This is a genomic window from Sphingomonas sp. FUKUSWIS1 (assembly GCF_000733135.1).
Classification (GTDB): domain Bacteria; phylum Pseudomonadota; class Alphaproteobacteria; order Sphingomonadales; family Sphingomonadaceae; genus Sphingomonas; species Sphingomonas aerolata.
On the sequence record NZ_JPJC01000055.1, the window covers coordinates 1 to 2,994 of the forward strand.

The 2,994-nt window shown below is 67.5% G+C and carries 3 protein-coding genes; 2 read left to right on the top strand and 1 reads right to left on the bottom strand.

Annotated elements, in window-relative coordinates; all coding sequences use genetic code 11:
• Positions 1-311: RsmE family RNA methyltransferase (locus tag sphsw_RS04440; RefSeq protein WP_031439553.1), on the top strand; the 311-nt coding region annotated here is incomplete at its 5' end.
• Positions 312-375: 64 nt separating this feature from the next.
• Positions 376-1,764, top strand: a complete 1,389-nt coding sequence (locus sphsw_RS04445; protein ID WP_031439554.1) for a glutamate--cysteine ligase — start codon at positions 376-378, stop codon at positions 1,762-1,764.
• Here the strand turns inward: sphsw_RS04445 and sphsw_RS04450 are convergent.
• On the bottom strand, positions 1,761-2,994 hold a 1,234-nt coding region (locus tag sphsw_RS04450), incomplete at its 5' end, for a methyltransferase family protein (protein WP_031439555.1). The genes sphsw_RS04445 and sphsw_RS04450 overlap by 4 nt on opposite strands.

The following is a 2,994-nucleotide window of genomic DNA, read 5'->3' on the forward strand; positions in this document are numbered from 1 at the left end:
CAAAGCTCACAGCGCTGCTCCGCGACTGGCCCGCCAATCGCATCCTGTTCTTCGCCGACGAGACCGGCGGCGCGCCCGCGTTGGCGACGATGCGTGCGCATGCCGGTCCCGCGGCGATCCTGATCGGCCCCGAAGGCGGTTTCGACGCCGACGAGCGCGCGGCGATTCGCGCGCATCCCCAGGCGGTCGGCATCGGGCTCGGCCCGCGCATCCTCCGCGCGGAAACCGCCGCGGCGGCGGCGGTCGCGCTGTGGATGGCGGCGGCGGGCGATTGGGCGGCCGAACCGCCCGTCCCGTCACCCGTCGCGTGACATTGCTACCGACCGGTCCGAATCCCCTCTAGCACCCTCGTTCATCGCCGCGTAAGGCGCGGCGATGACGAGCAAGACCGCCCCTGCAAAGACCAGCCCGACGATCGAGTCGCGCGACCAGTTGATCGCCAGCTTCGCGCGTGGTGAAAAGCCCAAGGACCGCTGGCGGATCGGCACCGAGCACGAGAAATTCGTGTACGCGAAAGACGACCATCGCGCGCCTTCGTACACAGAGGCGAGCGGCATCCGCGCGCTGCTCGGCGAGCTTGAGCAATATGGCTGGGCGCCCGTGTTCGAGCGCGGCCCCGATGGTACCGAGAACGTCATCGCGATGACCGGTGCGGACGGGAGCATCAGCCTGGAGCCCGCGGGCCAGTTCGAACTGTCGGGCGCGCCGCTCGAGACCCTTCACGAAACCTGCGCCGAGACCGGCCGTCATCTCGAACAGGTCAAGGCCGCGGGCGAAAAGCTCGGCATCGGCTTCCTCGGTCTCGGCATGTGGCCCGACAAGACCCGCGCGGAGCTGCCGATCATGCCCAAGGGGCGCTATGCGATCATGCTGCGGCACATGCCGCGCGTCGGCAGCATGGGGCTCGACATGATGCTGCGGACCTGCACGATCCAGGTGAACCTGGATTACGCGTCGGAAGCGGACATGGTGAAGAAATTCCGCGTCGGCTTGGCACTCCAGCCGCTCGCCACCGCGCTGTTCGCCAATTCGCCGTTCACCGAGGGCAAGCCCAACGGCATGCTGTCCTATCGCAGCCATATCTGGTCCGACACCGACCCGCACCGCACCGGCATGCTGCCCTTCGTGTTCGAGGACGGCTTCGGCTATGATCGCTACACCGACTATGCGCTCGATGTGCCGATGTACTTCGTCTACCGCGACGGCAGATATATCGACGCGGCGGGGCTCAGCTTCCGCGACTTCCTGAAGGGCGAGCTCAGCGTCCTGCCCGGCGAGAAGCCGACGCTCGACGACTGGACCGATCATCTCTCGACCGCCTTCCCCGAGGTGCGGCTGAAGACCTTCCTCGAGATGCGCGGCGCCGATGGCGGACCGTGGAACCGGATCTGCGCGCTGCCCGCGCTCTGGGTCGGGCTGCTCTACGATCAGGGTGCGCTCGATGCGGCCTGGGATCTGGTGAAGGACTGGACGATCGACGAACGCCAGTCGCTGCGCGATGCCGTGCCCAAGCTCGGGCTGAATGCGCCGATCGCAGGTGGCGGCCAGTTGCGCGACATCGCTGCACAGGTGCTCGATATCGCGGGTGCCGGCCTGTCGTCGCGCGCGCGCCTGAACAAGGCGGGCGACAACGAGACCGGCTTCCTCGATCCGCTGCGCGAGATCGTCCGCTCGGGCAAGGTCCCCGCCGAGCTGCTGCTCGACAAATACAACGGTGTCTGGGGCGGCGATATCGCCAAGGTATACGGCGTGGAAAGCTTCTAGGCGCCTGACGCTCGGCGCGATCCCGCCACCCACGCCAGGAGGCGCGGTACCGGTCCGTTGCGCGCCATCCAGTCGCTATAGGCGCGGTAATCGGGGTCGAGGCCGAGATGCCGCTCCTCGGTCCGCGCACGCCAGTAATAGACCCCGCTGACCGCCGCGAGCAGCAGGGTCGCGCGCATCGCGTCGATCGGCGTCCCCGTCGTCAGCACGGGGATCGTCGACAGCCACCAGAACAGGTTCTTCGACAGATAGGCGGGGTGCCGCGACCAGGCATAGGGCCCGTGCGTCAGGATCCCGCGGTTGGTGAGATTGGAGAATCGCAGGCCGAACGCCATCGTCGCCCACGCATAGATCGCGGTCAGCGCGACCAATACCGCGCCGATCAGCACCAGCAGGACGGGGTGATACTGGAACCAGACGTCCCATTCCTGCGTGCCCGGGTGATAGTCCATCGGTCCGCCGTCGCTCATGAGGATGATCGGCGGATAGCACATCAAGGCCGCCATCCAGGCGGCTGCGAACGGATTGGCGCTGCGGATATGCGAATCGAGCGGTCGCAGCGTCAGGACATAGCCGACCGTCGCAAAGGCGACGTCGATCAGGAACATGAAGGTGATCAGCCACCTGGCGAGCGCGACAGGGTCGCGCAGGATCGCGCTTGTGTCGCCGCGGATGAACTCGCCGAACCCGCCCGGCACGATCGCGAGCATGAAGGCGAGGAAGAACGCCTTCACTCCCCAGCTGCGTAGGTGGTTGTGGAGCGCAGCACGATCGACCCCCGGCTGCCCGGTCAGCCATGCCCCGAGCGACCACGCTCCGTCCTTCGGCGCGACCAGATAGCGGTCGAGCCAGAGGACATAGGGGATCGACACGAGCACGAGGATCGGCGCGGCGTTGGTGAAGCACCACATCGCAAAGGCGAAATTCCCCTCCCAATAGAATCGCCCGGTGCCATAGATCACCGCGATCCCGGCCCAGGTCACCCAGAAGGCGGCGAGCTTGGTCAGGCTGACGTCGATCGTCTCGCGCCATGGCCGGGGCCGCGACCAGTCCAGCCCGGTGCTCGGCCGGCGATGGACCTTGTCGACCAGCACCGACCACAGGATCATCGGGACCGCGCAGGCGAGCAGGTTGACCAGCGCGGCATAGGGCCCGTCCATCCCCCAGCCGCGCGCGCACGCCACCCAGCCGAGCACCCCCGCCAGCCCCGCCAGCCCGGCGCCGTGACTG